General features: G+C 73.0%; 11 protein-coding genes. 3 read left to right on the forward strand and 8 right to left on the reverse strand.

From position 1 onward, the window contains the following. Positions 1–5 precede the first annotated feature (5 nt). The gene (locus AB0J67_RS09785) at positions 6–1,088 is read right to left on the reverse strand and encodes a histidinol-phosphate transaminase (protein ID WP_363478819.1); all 1,083 of its coding nucleotides are present in this window, start codon (positions 1,086–1,088) and stop codon (positions 6–8) included. Continuing rightward, entirely contained in the window at positions 1,085–2,425 is a 1,341-nt protein-coding gene (hisD, locus tag AB0J67_RS09790) for a histidinol dehydrogenase (RefSeq protein WP_363478822.1), read from the reverse strand. The genes AB0J67_RS09785 and hisD overlap by 4 nt, the downstream gene beginning before the upstream one ends. Positions 2,426–2,566: 141 nt before the next feature. On the opposite strand from hisD, the gene AB0J67_RS09795 reads away from it, so the two are divergent. After that, complete coding sequence (locus AB0J67_RS09795) at positions 2,567–3,250, forward strand: LON peptidase substrate-binding domain-containing protein (RefSeq protein WP_363478825.1); 684 nt, start codon at positions 2,567–2,569, stop codon at positions 3,248–3,250. 7 nt (positions 3,251–3,257) lie between these two features. On the opposite strand, the gene AB0J67_RS09800 is transcribed toward AB0J67_RS09795, so the two are convergent. Beyond that, the gene (locus tag AB0J67_RS09800) at positions 3,258–3,944 is read right to left on the reverse strand and encodes a DUF2567 domain-containing protein (RefSeq protein WP_363478828.1); all 687 of its coding nucleotides are present in this window, start codon (positions 3,942–3,944) and stop codon (positions 3,258–3,260) included. A gap of 122 nt (positions 3,945–4,066) precedes the next feature. On the opposite strand from AB0J67_RS09800, the gene AB0J67_RS09805 reads away from it, so the two are divergent. Further along, complete coding sequence (locus AB0J67_RS09805) at positions 4,067–5,389, forward strand: SUKH-3 domain-containing protein (RefSeq protein ID WP_363478831.1); 1,323 nt, start codon at positions 4,067–4,069, stop codon at positions 5,387–5,389. 98 nt (positions 5,390–5,487) lie between these two features. On the opposite strand, the gene AB0J67_RS09810 is transcribed toward AB0J67_RS09805, so the two are convergent. The 5 genes from AB0J67_RS09810 to AB0J67_RS09830 form a co-directional block, all read right to left on the reverse strand. Further along, positions 5,488–6,738, reverse strand: a complete 1,251-nt coding sequence (locus AB0J67_RS09810; RefSeq protein ID WP_363478834.1) for an SUKH-3 domain-containing protein — start codon at positions 6,736–6,738, stop codon at positions 5,488–5,490. Between the two features lie 103 nt (positions 6,739–6,841). Then, the gene (locus AB0J67_RS09815; RefSeq protein ID WP_363478837.1) at positions 6,842–7,411 is read right to left on the reverse strand and encodes a hypothetical protein; all 570 of its coding nucleotides are present in this window, start codon (positions 7,409–7,411) and stop codon (positions 6,842–6,844) included. 233 nt (positions 7,412–7,644) lie between these two features. Beyond that, positions 7,645–7,833: a hypothetical protein gene (locus tag AB0J67_RS09820; protein WP_363478840.1), complete on the reverse strand. Its 189-nt coding sequence runs from the start codon at positions 7,831–7,833 to the stop codon at positions 7,645–7,647. 109 nt (positions 7,834–7,942) lie between these two features. Next, positions 7,943–8,284: a hypothetical protein gene (locus AB0J67_RS09825; protein WP_363478843.1), complete on the reverse strand. Its 342-nt coding sequence runs from the start codon at positions 8,282–8,284 to the stop codon at positions 7,943–7,945. Beyond that, a complete protein-coding gene (locus AB0J67_RS09830; protein WP_363478846.1) occupies positions 8,284–16,023 on the reverse strand; it encodes a toxin glutamine deamidase domain-containing protein in 7,740 nt (2,579 codons plus the stop codon). The genes AB0J67_RS09825 and AB0J67_RS09830 overlap by 1 nt, the downstream gene beginning before the upstream one ends. Between AB0J67_RS09830 and AB0J67_RS09835 the strand changes: the two genes are divergently transcribed. Beyond that, on the forward strand, positions 15,965–16,895 hold a 931-nt coding region (locus AB0J67_RS09835; RefSeq protein WP_363478849.1), incomplete at its 3' end, for a hypothetical protein. The genes AB0J67_RS09830 and AB0J67_RS09835 overlap by 59 nt on opposite strands.

A 16,895-nucleotide genomic window follows, 5' to 3' on the forward strand; every position in this document is an offset into this window, starting at 1 on the left:
CCCGCTCACGGTCGCAGCTCCTTCATGGCGTCCAGGAACGCGCTGGTCTCCGCCGGGGTGCCCGCGGTGACCCGCAGCCAGCCGGGCAGGCCCACGTCGCGCACCAGCACGCCCTGGCCGAGCAGGGTCCGCCAGGCGGCGTGCTGGTCGGGGAACGGTCCGAACAGGACGAAGTTCGAGTCGGAGTCGGCCACCGTCCAGCCGCTCGCGCGCAGGTCCGCCACGATGCGGTCGCGCTGCGCCTTGATCGCCTCGACGGTGCCCAGCAGCACGTCCGCGTGCGCCAGCGCCGCGCGGGCGGCGGCCTGCGTCAGCGCGGAGAGGTGGTACGGCAGGCGCACCAGCTGCACCGCCTCCACGATCGCCGGGTGCGCGGCGAGGTAGCCGACGCGTGCCCCGGCGAAGGCGAACGCCTTGCTCATCGTGCGGCTGACCACCAGCCGCGGGTGCTTGTCGAGCAGCTCCAGCGCGCTGGGCGTGCCCGGCCGGCGGAACTCGGCATACGCCTCGTCGACCACGACCAGGCCCTCGGTCTCGGCCAGCACCGCCTCGACCACGTCGAAGTCCAGCGCGGTGCCGGTCGGGTTGTTCGGCGAGCAGAGCAGCGTCAGCGCGGGCCGGTGCCGGCGCGCCTGCTCGGCCGCGTGCGCGGCGGTCAGCCCGAAGTCGTCGCCGCGCCCGCCGTCCACCCAGGTGGTGGCTGTGCCCGCGGCCAGCAGCGGATGCATCGAGTACGCCGGGCCGAAGCCCAGCGCGACCCGGCCCGGCCCGGCGAACGCCTGGAACAGCTGCTGCTGCACCTCGTTGGAGCCGTTCGCGGCCCACAGCTGCTCGGCGGTGAGCCCGTGCCCGCAGTAGGCGGCCAGGTCGGCGCGCAGCTTCACCGCGTCCCGGTCGGGGTAGCGGTTCAGGTCCGCGATCTCCCCGGCGATGGCCCGGGACACCGCCCGCACCACCTCGTCGGGCAGCGCGTACGAGTTCTCGTTGGTGTTCAGCCGCACCGGCACGTCCAGCTGCGGCGCGCCGTACGCGCTGCGCCCGCGCAGCTCCTCCCGCAGCAGCCCCTGCACCCAGGCGTCGTCGCTCATGCCGCGCTCCCCTTCTCGAAGCGCGCGGTCACGGCCTCGCCGTGCGCGGGCAGGTCCTCGGCGTTGGCCAGGGCCACCACGTGGTGCGCCACGTCGCGCAGCGCGTCCTGCGTGTACTCCACGACGTGGATGCCGCGCAGGAACGACTGCACGGACAGGCCGGACGAGTGCCGGGCGCACCCGGCGGTGGGCAGCACGTGGTTGGAGCCGGCGCAGTAGTCGCCCAGCGAGACCGGCGCGTACGCCCCCACGAAGATCGCCCCGGCGTTGCGCACCCGCATCGCCCACTCGCGGGCGTCGCGGGTCTGGATCTCCAGGTGCTCGGCGGCGTACGCGTCGACCACCCGCAGCCCCTGCGCCAGGTCGTCGACCAGCACGACGCCGGACTGCCGGCCGCCGAGCGCGGTGGCCACCCGCTCGCTGTGCCGGGTGCGGGCGACCCGCACCGCGAGCTCGGCGTCGACCGCGTCGGCCAGCGCGGGCGAGTCGGTGACCAGCACGCTGGCCGCCATCGGGTCGTGCTCGGCCTGGCTGATCAGGTCGGCGGCGACGTGCGCCGGGTCGGCGGTGTCGTCGGCGAGGATCGCGATCTCGGTCGGCCCGGCCTCGGCGTCGATGCCGACCACCCCGCGCACCAGGCGCTTGGCGGCCGTCACCCACAGGTTGCCCGGACCGGTGATCAGGTCCACCGGCGCGCAGTCGTCGGCGGCGGGCAGCTCGCGCTCCGGGTCGGCGGTGCCGCGGGTGCCGTAGGCGAGCATCGCCACGGCCTGCGCGCCGCCCACGGCGTACACCTCGTCGACGCCCAGCAGCGCGCAGGCGGCCAGCACCCGCGCGTCGGGCAGCCCGGTCGCCTGCTGCGGCGGGCTCGCGATGACCAGGCTGGCCACGCCCGCGGCCTGCGCGGGCACCACGTTCATGACCACGGTCGACGGGTAGACGGCCAGCCCGCCGGGCACGTAGAGGCCGACCCGGGACACCGGCAGCCAGCGCTCGGTCACCGTGCCGCCGGGCACGACCTGGGTGGTGTGGTCGGTGCGGCGCTGGTCGGCGTGGACCTTGCGGGTGCGCTCGATCGCCTCCAGCAGCGCGGCCCGCACCTCGGGCTCCAGCGCCTGCTCGGCTTCCTTGATCGCTTCCGCGGGCACCCGCAACGCGGCCAGGTCCACCCCGTCGAGCCGATGGGTGGCCTCCTTGACCGCCTCGACACCATGCTCGCGCACCCCGTCGACCAGCGGGCGGATCTGCTCCACCGCCTGGCTGACGTCGATCTGGGCACGGGGCAGCAGGTTGCGCGGATCGATGTCACGTCCACGCAGGTCGATACGGGTCAACACTCCCAAAAGTCTACTGGCGTGCCCGTTGCGCCCGGCGCGCGCGCCCAGGCACTGGGACAGTGACCCGGGCCACCCGGGGACGTTTCCTCACGGCGCGGCGGCGGCGGCGCCGTTGACACATCCCGGCGTTAGGCTCAGCCAATGACCGGGACGCTGCCGCTGTTCCCGCTGGGCACGGTGCTCTTCCCGGGCCTGGTGCTGCCGCTGCACATCTTCGAGGAGCGCTGGCGCACGCTGGTGCGCAACCTGATGGACCTGCCCGACGGCACGCCGCGCGAGTTCGGCGTGGTCGCCATCGAGCGCGGCCTGGAGGTCATGCCGCCGCCGCACGACGGCGTCGCCACCTCCGAGGTGGTGGTGCACGAGGTCGGCTGCGTCGCGCAGCTCCGGAAGATCACCGAGCTGCCGGACGGCCGCTTCGACATCGTCACCGTGGGCCAGCGCCGGTTCCGCATCACCGGTTTCGTGCCCAGCCCGCACCCCTACCCCGTGGTCGGCGTCGAGTGGCTGCCCGAGCCCGCCGCCGACGAGGCCGCCGACAGCCTCGCCCCCCGCGTGCTGGCGGCGTTCCGGGAGTATCTCGGCGTCCTGCGCGGCGGCCCCGACGACCAGCTCCCGGAGGATCCGGTGGTGCTGTCGCACCTGGTCGCGGCGAGCGCCTCGCTCACCGTGGGCGACCGGCAGCGGCTGCTCAGCGCCCCGGACCCGGCGACCCGGCTGCGCGAGGAGCTGAAGCTGCTCGCCCGCGAGACCGCGCTGCTGCGCGAGGTGCGGGCGGTGCCGGCCCAGCTCGCCCAGCTCGGCCCGACCCCGGCGATGAACTGACCGCGGCCTACCGCGGCGAGTCGAGCGGGTGGTCGTCGTAGCCGTCGTCGGCGTAGGTGTCCTCGTCCTCCTCGCGCCGCAGCGACGGCCACCGCGACCAGGCCGCCATCAGCGCGTAGCTGACCACCGCGCCGAACGCCGGGATCAGCAGGGTGCCGCCGACGGCGTACGGGAAGAAGTCGAGCTCCTTGATCGCGCGCAGGTCCGGCGGCCGGTGCACGATGCTGTCCACGGGCGCGCTGGTCTTGAGGCGCTCGTACTCGGCCAGGCCGATGTGGTGGCCGAGATACCAGGCGACCCAGCCCGCGATGACCGCGCCCACCAGCACCCCGGCCAGCTGGATCGGCCCGCGGCGCGAGGGCAGCAGCACCCAGGCCAGCACCGCGACGAGCACCCCGAAGCCCAGGCCGAGCAGCACGAACCAGCCCTCGGCCGCGGCCAGCTCCTCCGGCTCGCCCGAGATGTAGACCAGGCCGCGCTCGGTGCCCAGCTCGGCCATCCGCAGCGGCAGCTCCGGCGCGAGCGCGTGCCACAGCAGCCCGAGCCCGAGCCCGAGCACGCCGATCACGGCCGCCGTCACCAGCGCCCAGAGCACGTCGGCGCCGTACCCGCCGCGCGCCGCCGGCTGCGGTGTCACCGGGTGGGCAGGTTCGCCGTAGGGATCGCCGTAGGCGGGTGTGTCGTCGGAGAGCATGCTCGAACCGTATTCCCCTCAGCGTGGCCGTCGCCCCCGCGGGGCCCGGCTGGGCGTGATGCGACCCTTCGTGCCGTGCTGCGATAGGTTGTCCAGACCGATCGCTGAACGCGGGAGCCGCAATGATTTCACAGGAACGGCTGCAGGAGATCGTCCGGCACTGGGCCGTCACCGAGACGCTGCGCCGGGGGTATCCGTGCGAGCCGCGGCTCACCGAGTTCGAGGCGGGCTGGGTGGTCTGGGCGCCCCGCCCCGCGGGCGGGCCGATCCCCGAGCCCGGCAGCGGCGAGACCGTGATCATCGATCGGGATACCGGCGAGCTGACCGTGGTGCCGGGCCTGCCGCCGCAGGTGGCGATGAGCCGGTACGCCTCCGGCGAGGGCCGTGCCGCGACCGGCGGGGTGGCGACGCAGTTCGGCGGCCCGCCGCCGATGCCGCCGCTGCCCCCCATGCCGGTGCCCCCGGCGGTCGACGGCCCGCCGCTGCCCGCGCCGCCCCCGATCGCCCCCGTCTCCCCGTTCGGCCCGCCGCCGGTGGACCCCGCCGAGCTGGCCCGGCGCGCGGAGGCGCTCGCGGCGGAGCTCACTCGCCTCGGCGGCGCCGCCACAACGCTGCCCCAGGTGGTGGCGGTGCTGGAGGTGGGCGGCCAGGTCTTCGAGGCGCTCGGGCACACCGCCGACGCCGAGCCCGACCACCATCCGGCCGTACGCCATGCGCTGGCCTCGATCGCGCCCGGCAACCGCAACCGCGGCGCGCACCGGCACCCGGAGCTGCTCGCCCTGTCCCGGGCGCTGCACACGCTCGCCGACGGCGCGGCCCGCCCCGACCAGGTGGCCCAGCTGCTGTCCGGTGCCACCCTGCGGCTGCGGCTGCTGCGCGAGGGCACCGCCCCGGCCGGCGCCGCCCCGGCCGCCTCCTGCCACACCTGCGGCACCATCCTGGTCAGCCTCGGCATGCGCGGCGAGCTGCCCCGCGACCTGGAGACGCCGGACCAGCCGCCGAACCCGCCCGCCGACGCCGACGCCACCCGCGCCATCACCGCCGAGGCGGTCACCGCGACCGTCGCCGCACCCGGCCTGCGCCACCGGCTGCCGGTGCTGCCGTTCCTGGTGGACCTGCTCGCGCCGTACGCGCCCTTCTACCCCGTGCTGCAGAGCCGTCGGGGCGTGGCGCAGCGGGCCGAGTCGTTCACCGTCGACGTCTGGGTGCGCGAGCACACCGCTGACACGCTCGGCGAGGCCGCCACGCGGGTCGGGGCGCGGCTCTACCCGATCGGCGGCGAGCCCGCCGGATACCACTCGATCATCGCGGTAGACGAGCACCGGCGCGTCTTCGCGATCGACCACGCCGGCATCTGGTTCCTCGGCCCCGATCTGGCCCACGCCGTGCAGACCCTGCTCACCGGCGGCCCCACCCCGCGCCTGCGCGCCGACGGCACCTGGTGACCAGCGCCCCGCGGATTCCAGCTCGATCTGCCGGGCACCCGGGCGTCGGAGTGCTCCGAGAACGCCCAGGCGCCTGGCAGATCGGCTGATCCAGCGGGTCAGCTCGGGAGTTCGAGGGTGCCGTCGTCGCGCACGCGCGGCATCGGGTGGCCCTGCAGCAGCACCACGAAGGCCGTGTCCAGCTCGGGTCCGGCGTACCACTCGCCGGCCTGGTCCAGCACCCACACCCGGCCCAGCTCGTCCACGGCGATGATGCCGTCGCCGGCCTGCTCGGCGCCGATCGGCGCGAGCGGGCAGCCGATCACCGCCGAGAACTCCGCCAGCGAGGCCGCGGTCGCACCGACCAGGTCGCCGCCGAACTCGAACGGCCGCACCCGGTGCGCCACCCCCTGCCCGCGGCGCACCGAGACCAGGTAAGGGAACTTCTCCACGGCCGCGCGGGCCGTGTCCAGCGGCGGGTGACCGTACTCGACCAGTGCGTGCATCGCCAGCTCGGCCCACTCCTGCGAGCTGACCTGCCGCCCGCCGATGCGCAGCGGCACGTCCCAGCCGCCCGCGGCCAGCGTCGCGGCGATGTCCGGGGACAGGTGCGCCAGCGCGGCCGGGATGCCCGTCTCCGGGGCCACCGGCTCGACCGGCTCGGGCGCCACCGTCCCCGGGGCGAGCCCGAAGTGGATCCACGCGGCCAGGCAGGTGTCGCACGGACCGGCCGCCGTGCCGCCCAGCGGGTCGCCCGGGTCGCGGACCAGCGTCACCCGCAGCTCCTGGATGCCCTGGGCGGCGGCGCGCACGCCGTCGAGGTCGATCGGGGGCTCGCCGCGCTGCGCCGCCGCGTGGTCGTGGTCGTGCAGCCAGTCCGAGAGCACGACCAGCTCGGCGTGCCGGCGCGAGCCGCGTACCAGCGTGTTGGAGGGCTGCGCGGCCAGCCACTGGGCCACCAGCGGGTGGTGGTTGAGGGTCTGGTCGCCCTTGGCCCCGGTCGACTCGCGCGGCACGCCGTCGGCGGGCACCAGCCGCACCGCCACGCCCGGCGCCGCGCCGCCGCCGAGCCGGCGCAGCGCCGCGAGCGGGTCGGCGGTGACGGGGGCGGGCTGCTCCTCCGCCCGGTGCGCCAGGTACATGCGGCGTACGTGCTCCAGCGGCACCGACGGGTACGTGCTGACCCGGGCGTCCTCGCGGTCGATGACCAGGCGCGCGCCCGCGCCCGGCTCAGGTGGACCGGCCGAGTCCGGCAGCGTCCAGACGATGAAGCACTCGGGGAACTCGGCGACGTAGGGGCGGTGCGAGCCGCCCGCCTCCCGGGCCAGCTGCTCGGCCACCCGTTGCGCGTCCATGGCAGTGACGGTCATCGCCAGTCCTTTCGTGTGCACGACCCGGACCGCGTGGCACGCGAATCCGCTAACACACTGCCATTACCGCGCCGGGTCTGGAAAATGTGTCCAATCAGGAGTGTCATTGTGGCGGCCGGGCACCGTGCTCGCCTGCGGCGGCGACACGGCGAGCGGCCTCCTCCCGGCGCTCCTCCCCCACCCGGTCGAGCGCATCCAGCGCGGCGGGGCTCAGATCAGGCTCAGGCGCCCGGCCGGCATGCATCTCCGGATGACGCTCGGGAACGCCGTCGAAATGACCGATGACGACAGACCCGGCCTTCCTGCCGAACGACCCCCCGCGCTCGTAGACCATTAGCAGTGGCTCGAAGGGGTCGGGCAGGCCCTGCGGCCAAACGCGGAGGGTCGTGAAGTTCAGCATGTACGGGATGACCCGCTTGTCGATGGGGCGCAGACCCCGGCCTGCCAACCCACTGAGCACGGTCTCGACATGGTCGCCGGCGAGGCGGGCCGACGGGTCGGCCGCGACCGCGATGTCGTAGAAGGGCCAGCTGGTGAGGCAGCCCAACGCCTGCGCCCACATCGCGGACCGCCGCAGATACTCGCGCATCAACGCGAGCCGCGAGCCGTTGTGCCGGATGCTCTCCTCGAACCGCACCTCGGCCAGCCGCGTCACCAACTGCTGGGTGCTCATACCCGCCGTCATCACCGAGCCCTCATCGTCTCCAAATCACCTGGCCGCGCCTCGAGGATCTCGCGGCCTACCATGTCTGCGCGCCCGGACGGGCAGTGCCGATCCGGTCACGCCGGATTCCCCGCCGAGCTGGCAGCACGTTTGAAGCCTCCAGCCGGACGCCCGAAGCCCATGGCCCACTCGGCGTCCGCGGCATCCATCTCGGCCGGGTCGATCCCGGCCAGAGGCGTCGACTACAGCCGCTCGCGCAGCGGGCCGGCCCTCATCCCCAGAACGCCGAAATACACCAGACCGTTCTCGCGCCGGAACCGTCCCCCGCGCTCCCAGAGGGCGATCAGTGGTTCATAGGGCTCCGGAAGGTCGAGGCCGGTGGCCGGCAGCGCGTCGAAATGCAACGCGTGCCCGGCCAACTTCCGCTCCATCGGCGAGCCTCCGTGGCCGGCGATCTCCTCGATAACGGCTTCAAGCCGGAGCGCTGATCGTCTGCCCGGTGCGCCAGGTACGTGCGTCGGGTAGTTCCAGATCCACCCGTCATGCCGGCGATCCGACTACGGTGCGGTGGAGGAACTCCCACTCCGGTGCCGCCGAGAGCACCTCCCGCACCCGGTCGGCCTCGGGGCACTTCTCGACCAGCAGCAGGTACCGATGCTCCGGATATTCCGGTTTGAGTAGATACGGGCCGTTCTCGTCGACGAGATCGTTGGGCTGCACCTTGAAAGTCCCCCCGCCGAATGGCACCGCCCGCGCCTTGAAGTAGGTGCCGAAGTAGTCGCTACCCCGCTCCTGCCACGTCACCATGAGCAACTCCGCCAGCTGTCCGAGCCGTGCCGACACATCGGGCTGGCGAAGGCCGTAGTAGTCGTAAACACCCACTAGAACCACACTCCGATGCTCGGCTTCTTGTGCTTGGCCTCGGCCATGTCAGCCACGATCATGAAGTTGACGTCACGGCCGCCGGCCGCCTCCGACAGCGCCTCGGCGATCTCGTCCAGGCCCAACGCCTCAAGATCGGCGGTCGTCAACGGCGGCGTGTTGGCGCCGGATGAACGGAACTCGATGCCTGCGGCTTGGGCGGCCTCGATCAGCGACTGACCCGACAGCGCAACGTCGTAGTCGCTGACCCGGCCGTCGTCGAAAGCAGCCCCGGTATCGTAGCTGCGACCGGTCACCGCGCTGCCCTGGAACGCTGACTCCACGTCGGGGTAGAGCTCGCGGAGCAGCCGGTTCATCTCTGCCCCGAACCGCTGGAACTCCTGGAAGTCGGCGAAGCCGCACGGGATCTCGCGCCGGGCACTGCCCGGTTCGGGCAGCGTCGGCTCCGGTGCCGGACCAGCGTCGCTTTGCGGCGACTGCACGTCGGGCGCATCAGGCTGGTGGGCGTGGGGCGGTGTAGCTTGCTGCGCGTTGGGGACGGGCTGAGCATGATGCTGCACGAGCTGAGCCTGCTGCTGAGCCAGTGCCTGCTGCTGAGCCTGCTGCTGAGCCAGCGCGTGCTGCTGGGCGAGCTTCGCCTGCTGGGCGGCCTGGCCCCACGGGGTCTGCGCGAGCGGGGCGATGTCCTGCGCCTGGCCGTTGGCGTCGAGCATCAGCGCGTGCAGCCCGACCACGTTCGACCCGTTGGCCGGGTTGCCGTCGTGGCCGTACAGCGTGACGTTCTCGCTGATCGCGCCGGTCTGCGGGTCGAGGAACAGGATCGTGCCGCCCTGGTTGACCGCGAGCCACGCGTGCGAGTTGCCGCCCTGCCACTCGGTGACGATCATCATCGCCGACCCGTGCCCGGCCTGCTGCAACTGCTGCGTGATGGTCGCGAAGCCCCAGTCCGACCACTGCTGGGCGGTGGCGGCGGGCTGGTTGGCCATGTTCGGGAAGACCGTCTGCCACTGCCCGCCGACCTGCGCCGCGATGCGGTCCATGCCGCCGGTCTCACCGTTGGCGGCGGCGTTGACGTCGGTCCCGGCGTACGCGTCGAGCGTGCGCGGCGCGGCCACCTGCGGCCGGCCCCGCCAGGTGCGCCAGGCGGACATCATGCAGTCCACGCAGTTGATGCCACGCGTCGGGTCGAACGACGGCCCGCCGTCGTTGGCCAGCCCGAACCACCGGCCGATCCGCGGGTCGGGCGTCGCCTGCAGCGTGCCGTCCGGGTTGCGCGGCATCGCGGCGACCAGGTCGTCCTGGTGCTGGCGCAGCGGCGGGCGCAGCCCACCCCGGTGCCCGTACGGCCGGCCGTCGGGGGCGGGCACGTCGAACTGGAGCTGACCGTGGTCGGTGTTGACCGCGGCCCAGTCCGCGGGGTTGGTGATCTCCGTGGTCCGGTTGGCGGTGTACCAGCCGTTGTACGCGGCCTTGGAGCGGTTGCCCAGCTCCACCGACCAGTTGCGGTGGTACTCGGCCCACTGGTCGCACAGCGCGGCCTGCGCCAGGTCCGGGTTCTGGCCGCGGTAGTGCTGCGCCCACGCCCGGTACCGGTGCATCTCCGACAGGTGCTGGGCGGACTGCGCCGCGAGCGCGTTGGACTCCTGGTGGCGCCGTTGCAGCTCGAACGAGTTGCGGCGGCCCTGGAACCCGGCCCGGTAGGGCCACTGCGGGTGGTGCGGGTCCGACGGGGGCACCGGCTGGGCCGGGGTGCTGCCCGGGTCCGGCAGGGTGCCCTGCGGGTCGGCGGGCCCGGCCGGGTCGGTGTCGCCGGCTAGGGCAGCGTCCCCTGCTCGCGGCGACGGTGCGACTCCTGGAAGATCGCCTCGATCTCCGCCTCGCTCGGCAGCGGGCCGGTCCCCTGCGAGATCCGCAGCGCCACCGTCTCGGCCGACGCCCGGTCGATCCGACGGCGCCGGTCGTCCCAGCTCTGACTGTTCATGATCTGCGACACCGCGTCCGGGCGGTACCGCCAGCCCCCCGCCCGGTGGTCGTACATCAGCGACTCCCGGCTGCCGGGGCCCTTCACTATCAGGCCCGTCGGTTCCTGGTCCGGGTGGTACTCGATGTCCTTCACGTAGAGCGCGAAGTAGCTCAGCATCCTCTTCCCTCAGGTTGGGGGCCACCTTGGGGGTGACCGCGAAGTCGTCCGGGGTGAGGTCGAACTCGGCGATCAGGTCCGCGGGCGTACGCCCCTCCTGCGCCAGCTGCGCGCGCAGCTCGGCCATGACCTCCGGCTGCTCGGACAGGAACTTGGCCAGGCCGTTGTCCTTGGCCCCGTCCCCGCCCAGGCCGTCCGGGATCGCGTCCATGATACCGGCGAGGCGGTTCGCCTCGATCATGGACAGCAGGGCCCGGACGCGCTGCTCGGCGGGCTGGCTGTCGTCGCGCAGCACCTCGTAGTCGTGGTGCGTCCGCTGCCACAGCTCGAACGACAGCTGCGTCGGGAACTGCACCTCGAACAGGGTGCTGTCGTCGGCGACGAAGGTCGCGTTGGTGCCGTAGAACCGGTTGCCCGGCCGCCAGAAGTCCTTCGGCGGCCCGTCCAGCTCGTAGCCGCGCTCGCGCATCTGGTCGACGAACGCGTCGAACGCGGGTCCGTACGCCGCCCCGTCGGGCATGACCACGGAGAAGCGCACCGCGTCGTTGATCGTGTCGGCGAAGTGCTGCGGTCCATGCGCCTGGCCTTCGAGCAGGTACTTGCGCTGCAGCGAGCCGCGGCTCTTGTACCGGGTGTCGTCGGTGTCGGGCAGCAGGTGCAGGTCGTCGGCGTCACCGAGCTCGGGCGAGCCGTTGACCTCGGACATCGCGTCCTGGATGTCCGCCATGATCTCGGCGGACCGCTGCCGCGAGGTCTCGTAGACCTCGTCGAGCATGGCGAACTCTTCGGCCGTGAGCCCGTCGACGGTGGGCTCGGGCTCGAAGAACACGCCCATCGGGTCCGGCGGCCCCGCCGGGTCGGCGGGCGCGCCGGAGACGTCTAGTCCAGCGTCCCCGCTGCTCTGCGCCGGTGGGACTCCCCGAACGCTTCCAGGATCTCCTGCTCGCTCGGCAGTGGGTCGGTCCCCTTCGTGAGCGTCATCGCGGCCTGCTCGGCCTCCGCCCGGGTCGCCGGCCTGCGCCGGTACTCCCAGTTCGGGCTGCTGAGAATGTAGTTCGCCGCCTCGGGGTCGTACCGCCAGCTCTGGGCCCGATGATCCCAGATCACGTATTCCTGCTCCCCCAGACCGATGATGATCAAACCCGTCGGCTCCTGCTCCGGGTGATCGTCGATGTCCTTCAGAAAGAGCAGTTGGTAGTACAGCATTCTGCGCCTCCAGGCGGGCGGCGACCTCCGGGGTGACCGGGAGGTCATCGGGGCTGAGATCATACTCGGCGAGCAGGTCGTCGGGGCTGCGGCCGTCCGCCGCCAGCGCCTGCACGAGGCGGGCCCAGGCGAACTCGTTCGAGCTGATCCACTTTGCGAGGCTCGCGTCCTTGGCGTCGCCGTCCATGCCCGGCGGAATCGCGTCGGCCAGGCCACTGGCCCGGTTGACCTCGATCATCCGCAGCAGTGCCCGGACCCGGGCCTCGGGGTCGGCCCGGTTGTCCCGCATGATCGCGTAGTCGCCGTGGGTGGCGTGCCAGACCTCGTAGGACAGCTCCGTCGGGAACTGCACCTCGAACAGGTCGCCGCCCGGCGTGCGGAAGGTCGCGTTGGTGCCGTAGAACCGGTTGCCGCCCCGCCAGAAGTTCTTCGGCGTCTCCTCCAGCTCGTAACCCTCGGCCAGCAGCCCCGTGACCACGGCGTCCAGCACGGGCCGGTAGTCCGCCCCGTCGGGCAGCTGGACCGAGAAACGCACCGCGTCGTTGACCGTCGAGGCGAACGCCTCAGGCCCGGCCGTCCTGCCTTCCAGGAGGTACTTGCGCTGCAGCGACTCGCGGGTCTTGGCCCGGTGCTCCGGGTCGCGCAGCGGCAGGGAGCCCTCTGGCACGCCGAGCGCCCGCTCGACGTCGGCGGTCACCCGCTGCAGGTCGTCCAGTACGGCGTCCGAGACGGTCAGCGACCGCTCGAACACCTGGTCCAGCATGGCGTACTCGGTCGCCGTCAGCCCCGCCTCCGGGCGCGGCTGGAGCAACCGGCCGCCCGGTGCCGGCGGCGGTCCGGCCGGGGTATCTAGTCCAGCGTCCCCGCTGCTCTGCGCCGGTGGGACTCCGTGAACACCGCGAGGATCTCCTCCTCGCTCGGCAGCGGGTCCGTCCCCTTCGTGATCAGCATCGCTACCTGCTCGGCCTCCGGACGGTCGATCGGCCTGCGCCGGAAGTCGTAGTCCTCCCTGCCCAGGATGTACCCCGCTGTCTCCGGGTCGTACCGCCAGCTCTGGGCCCGATGGTCCCAGATCAGATACTCCAGGTACCCCGGGCCCGCGATGATCAGGCCCACCGGTTCCTGATTCGGGAAGTCCTCGATGTCCCGCCGGTAGATGGCCTTGTAGAACAACATCGGCTTCCTCCTGGCCGGGGTCGGCCTCGGGGGCGGACGTGCCGGAGGGGTCCGCGGGCCGCGCGGGATCGGCCGGGGCCGCCGGGTCGGCATCGCCGTCGCGCTGCGCGGGCGGGTCTAGTCGTCGTCCTGCGGCGGGGCGCCCTTCCACTGGAAGATCCAGAGAATCGTCTCCTCGTCCGGGAGCGGTTCCCTGCCCTCCGTTATCCGCAGGGTCAGCTCCTCGGCCTGCTCCCTCGTGATCTCCACCGAGCGGTCCACGTACTCGTGGTGGTCCATCAGGTAGGCCACCTTCCCCGGGTCGTACACCCAGGCCTGCTGGCGATGGCTCCACATCATCGCGTCCGAGCCCCCGTGGGTCACGAAGATCCCCGCCGGAGGCTTCGTCAGGTCCGCCGAGTAGAAGGCGTAGTAGGTCACCATCGATGCGCTCCAGTTCTGCCGCCACGTCCGGCGTTACCGGCATGTCCCTCGGGTCGAGGCCGAACTCCGCCAGCACGTCGGCGAACCCGTCCAGCGACGCCTGCTGGCCATCCAACCACGTCCGGTACTGCTGCCAGACGGCGGCGTTTTTCGTGATCCACTTGGCCAGGCTGGTGTCCTTGGCGCCCACCGGGGCGTTCGCCGGCGGCGGGCCGGGGATCGTGTCGAGGTTCGGCGGCACCTCGCCCAGGCCGAGCTCCTGGTTGACCGCCAGCATGGACAGGAACGCGTGCACACGCCGCGCGGGCAGCTCCGCGTTCTGCCGGACGCCGTTCTCGTCGGGCTGGCCGTCCTGGCGCAGCACCTCGTACGCGTCGTGGGTGACCTGCCAGGCGCGCTGTGACGCCTCGGTGGGGAACTGGATCTCGAACAGCTGCCCCTGCGGGCTGCGGAAGGTCACGTTCATGCCCAGGAACCGGTTGCCCGGCTGGAAGAAGTTCTTGATGTCGGTCAGCTGGTAATTCTGGGCCTCCAGCCGGCTGCGCACCGCGTCGAACGCCGCGCGGTACTCGGCGCCGTCGGGCAGCCGGACCATGAACCGCACCGCGTCGTTGACGTCGGTGGCGAAGCGCTGCGCCGAGATGCCGTCACCTTCGACGAGGAACTTGCGCGCCAGCGAGTCGAAGTCCTTGACCCGGTGGTCGACGCCCTCCATCTGCAGCGTTCCGTCCGGCACCAGGTCGGGGTCGGCATTGATGGCGGACACGATGCCGTCGAGGTGCCCAAGGATGAGGTCCGCGTTGCGCTGCGCCGTGGTGTGCACCCTGGTGAGGACCCGGTGCTCCTCGGCCGTCAGCTGGCCGTCCTCGTTCGGCTCCGGCGGCTTGCCGATGGTCACCGGGGTGGTCTCGGCCCCGTACAGGCGGCCCGGCAGCAGGCTGCGCTGCTCGGCGGCGCGGAACAGGGCCGCCTCGCCGAACGTGGTCGGCACCGTGCCCGCCGGATGCACCACGGTGCCGCGGTCGCCGCCGACGACCAGGCGGCCGTCGACCATGCGGATCTCGACCGCGAGCGGCCGGCGGTACTTGGTGCGATCCGGGTCCTCGCCCTCGGGCAGGCTGGTCAGCGGTTCGTCCGGGCGGTGCACGCACACCGGCACGGCGGGCAGGTCGGCCTGCCGGGCAGCACGCATGCGGCGGTTGTCCATGCTGGACAGCGAGCCGTCGCCCCAGGCGATGGCGTGCACCGGACCGCCGCGCCAGCCGTCGCCCATCCGCTCGGCCAACTGGTCCAAGGTCAGGTCGCCGCTGTGCGGGCTGACCGAACGCTGGGTGAACCGGACGTCCTGCGGCGACACCAGCGCCGTCTGCGGCAGCATCGCCTCCAGCCGGATCCGGTCCGCGTCGTCGAGCACCGACGGGTCCGGGTAGCCGAGATCGGCCAGGGTGGCCTCGCCCAGGACCACGCCCAGGTCGGCGAGCTCCTCGTCGGTGAGCGGCCGCTGCATGTCCGCGTCGAGCTGGGTCGCGTGCACCCCGGCCGGCGCCATCGCCGGGTCGGGCTGGCCCTGGTACTGCGACCACGCCCCGGTCGGCGCGCCGTCAATCAGCGACTGCTCGCCGTCGGGCCCGATCACCATGGCGTCCATCTGGATGATGCCGTCGGTGAACGGGGGCGTGGTGGTGGGCGTGCCGGGCGGGGACTGCGGGTCGGCGTACATGATGACGCCGTTGTCGTTGAAGACCGGCCAGGTGTGCGCGGTGCCGTCGCTGGAGTGGTGGATGACCACCGCCATCGCGCCGGGACCGGCCTGGCGGAGCTGGTCGGCCAGGCGCGCGTACGCCGCGTCCACGGACTGCCGGGCACCCTGCGGGTCCAGGCCGCGAGTGTCCGGGCACAGCTGCTGCAGGCGGCCGTTGAAGAAGTCCTCGATGCGATGCGGCCCGCGCGGCTCCGGGCCCGAGGGCTGGTCCGGATTCCCGGAGGCGAACCCGTCGAAGGTACGCGCCGCGGCGCAGCGCGGCCGCCCGTGCAGCCAGGTGTCGGCCACCGAGAGCAGCACGTCCACGCAGTTGACGGCACGCGTCGGGTCGGCGTTCGGGCCGCCGTCGTTGGCATAGCGCAGCCAGCCCGAACGCAGCGGCGGGAACCGCAGCGGGCGGCCGTCCTCGCCGCGCGGCACCGCGTTCTCCAGGTCGAGCTGGTGCTGGGTGAGCACCGGGCGGTATCCGCCCGGCTGGTCGTAGCGGCGCGTCGCGTCCACCGACGGCGGCTGGTCGGTGCCGGTCAGCGCGGACACGTTGTCGGTGGTGACGCCGCCCCGGGTGAAGTCGGCGCCGTCGTGCCGGTTGAGCGCGTCCCAGGCGGCCGCGGCCAGCGCGCCGGGCCGCCCCATGGACGCCAGCACCGCACGCCGCTGCGCCCGCAACCCGCCGTGGTACGCGTCGCTCCAGCGCCGCGCCTCGGCCCGGGTGCGCTCGCCGTCGCGCCGCCCGTCCGCGCCGGGCTGGGGCGCGGTGTCCGCACCGGTCCGGTTCGGGTTGGTCACGGGCACCACACCGACGGTGGCGGCTGCGGCGTCCACCGGCCGGATGCCCTGCTGGTCGGCCGGGCTCTGCGGGGTGGCCGGCTGGGTGGCCTGGTTCGGCTGCGCCGTGGCCGGGCTCTGCTGGGTGGTATGCGTCGCGGGGTTGGACTGAGTGGCGGGATTGGCCTGCGTGGCCGGGTTGGCCGACGTGGCCGGGTTCGCAGACGTCGCCGTCGCGGGATTCGTCGCCGTCGCCGGGTTAGCCACGGTTGCGGGGTTCGTCCCCGTTGCGGGGTTCGTCGCCGTCGCGGGGTTCGCCGTGGTCGGGTTCGCCGTGGTCGGGTTCGCCGTGGCGGGGTTCGTCGTCGGGTTCGTCGCCGTCGCAGGATTCGTCGCCGTCGTCGGGTTCGTCGAAGTCGCAGGGTTCGCCGACGTGAGCGGGCTGGCTGCCGTCTGCGCGGTCTGGCTCGCCTGCGTCACCGGGTTGGTATGCGTCGCGGGACCGGCCGGGTTGCCCGACTGGGTGGTCGGGGTATGCACGGACTGGCTCGTCGTGGCCTGCACGTTCGGGCTCGACTGCACATTGGGGCCGGACTGCACGCTCGAGCCGGAGTGCACGGAGCTGCCCGTATTCGTAGCCGGAGTCTGCACGTTCGTGCTGGCCTGCACCGACGGCCCATTCGCGACGGACGCGCCGGTCTGCGCGGTCAGGCCGACCTGGGGAGACGGCACCGAGGTCGGCACGCCGCCGGTCGGGCGGGTCCCCGTGGCCGGGTTCGTGCCGGAGGACGCCGAGCTGCCGGAACCCGAGTTCGAGCTCGTCGTGCCGGAGCCCGTGTTCGAGGCGGTCGTGCCGGACCCGGAGGTCGAGGTGGTGCCGGAGGTGGACCCGCCGGTCGAGGTGGTGCCCGAACCGGAGGTCGACGTGCTCGCCGTGGCGCCCCCGGTGGCGGTCGACGTGCTGGCCGTGGCGCCTCCGGTCGCGGTCGACGCAGCGGTCGTGGTGCCGCCCGCCGCGGTGGTCGCCGTGCCGGCCAGGCCGGACCCGCCGCTGCTGCTCGTCGAGATGACGATGATCTACGACAAGCGCTCGGACTACACGAAGACCCACCGCGACTACTCGGCCCTGGCCGACGACG

It is taken from the genome of Catellatospora sp. NPDC049609 (genome assembly GCF_040675365.1).
Taxonomy (GTDB): domain Bacteria; phylum Actinomycetota; class Actinomycetes; order Mycobacteriales; family Micromonosporaceae; genus Catellatospora.

Bases quoted from the DNA above. Each gene is read 5' to 3' on its own strand.
- AB0J67_RS09800 (WP_363478828.1), bottom strand. From the start codon at position 3,944: ATGCTCTCCGACGACACACCCGCCTACGGCGATCCCTACGGCGAACCT.
- AB0J67_RS09820 (WP_363478840.1), bottom strand. From the start codon at position 7,833: ATGGAGCGGAAGTTGGCCGGGCACGCGTTGCATTTCGACGCGCTGCCG.
- AB0J67_RS09805 (WP_363478831.1), top strand. From the start codon at position 4,067: ATGATTTCACAGGAACGGCTGCAGGAGATCGTCCGGCACTGGGCCGTC.
- AB0J67_RS09795 (WP_363478825.1), top strand. From the start codon at position 2,567: ATGACCGGGACGCTGCCGCTGTTCCCGCTGGGCACGGTGCTCTTCCCG.
- AB0J67_RS09815 (WP_363478837.1), bottom strand. From the start codon at position 7,411: ATGAGCACCCAGCAGTTGGTGACGCGGCTGGCCGAGGTGCGGTTCGAG.
- AB0J67_RS09810 (WP_363478834.1), bottom strand. From the start codon at position 6,738: ATGACCGTCACTGCCATGGACGCGCAACGGGTGGCCGAGCAGCTGGCC.
- AB0J67_RS09785 (WP_363478819.1), bottom strand. From the start codon at position 1,088: ATGAGCGACGACGCCTGGGTGCAGGGGCTGCTGCGGGAGGAGCTGCGC.